This window comes from Nocardia macrotermitis (genome assembly GCF_009604405.1).
GTDB lineage: Bacteria > Actinomycetota > Actinomycetes > Mycobacteriales > Mycobacteriaceae > Nocardia > Nocardia macrotermitis.
On the sequence record NZ_WEGK01000048.1, the window covers coordinates 1 to 1,101 of the forward strand.

The window sequence follows — 1,101 nt, forward strand, 5'->3', positions numbered from 1 at the left end:
AACGGTTGAAGCGTAAATGGTGTGTGGGGCCTGGAAGTAGCTGCGGACGTGGCCGGGTAGCTTCTGGACGCGCCGGAAGAAGGACTTCACCGCCAGTTCCATCTGGTCGTGGCCGGTGATGGTTTTGTCGGCCAGGGTGTGTTTGAGGTCGGCGTTGACCAACTCGTCGGGGTTGAGGTGCGGGGCGTAGGCCGGCAGGTAGTGCAACTCGATCTGTTCGGCGTGCTCGGCCATCCAGTTCTTGGCGGCTTTCGATCTGTGGACCGGGTGTCCGTCGACGACGAGGTGGATCTTGGTGTCGTATCCGCTGATCAGACGCTTGCAGAAGGTGAGGAACCCGGTGGTGTCGAACCGGCCGTCGAACACGGTGAACCGCATGTCTCCGCGAGGGGAGATCGCCGACATCGCGTTGAGGGACAATCGTTTTCCCGTCCGCGCCACCGTCGGGGTCTGCCCGACCCGGCCCCAGGTGGCGCCCGACAGATGATCCGAGCGCACCCCGACCTGGTCGGCGAACAGGATCACCGCCCCCTCGGCCGCTGCTCGCTCAGCCAGCGCCGGATACGTCGTATCGACCCATTCGGCCATTGCCTCGGGGTTCGCCTCGATCGCACGTCGGTCGGGCCGCTGGAACGACAATCCCATGCGCCGCAACAGCTTTCCCATCCCACGATCGGTGTAGGACACTCCGAACAGGTTCAGTGCCAGTTGCGTGGCCTTGCGCCTGGTCCACAACTTGCCGTCCAATGCCAACTGCTCCGGTTCGAACTCGATGATCGCCTCGATCAACGCCGCCTCCTGCGACGGCGTCAGCTTCCGCGCCTCACCCGCCTTGCGGCCACCACGCCGCGACTCCAGACCCTCCGCACCACCAAAAGCGAAGCGGGCCCGCCAATTCCGGATCGAGTTCTCCGAAACCCCGAACACCCGCACCGCCTCCGCGCCCGACATCCCCTCACGCAACGCGGCGACCACACGCATCCGCAACGCTTCCTGCTGACCGGGAGAGAGCCTGCGCATGTCCACCCTCAGATCATCGACCACCGGACAGGCGTACACGAACACGACCCACACCCGCAAACGTTCAGTTCCGGACCAATA

Annotated in this window: 1 protein-coding gene; it reads right to left on the reverse strand. The window is 64.5% G+C overall.

Annotation, left to right across the window (positions count from 1 at the left end; translation table 11 throughout):
* Positions 1–1,101, reverse strand: a 1,101-nt coding sequence (locus tag NRB20_RS37360) for an IS630 family transposase (protein ID WP_153416157.1), incomplete at both ends; no start/stop codon positions are given.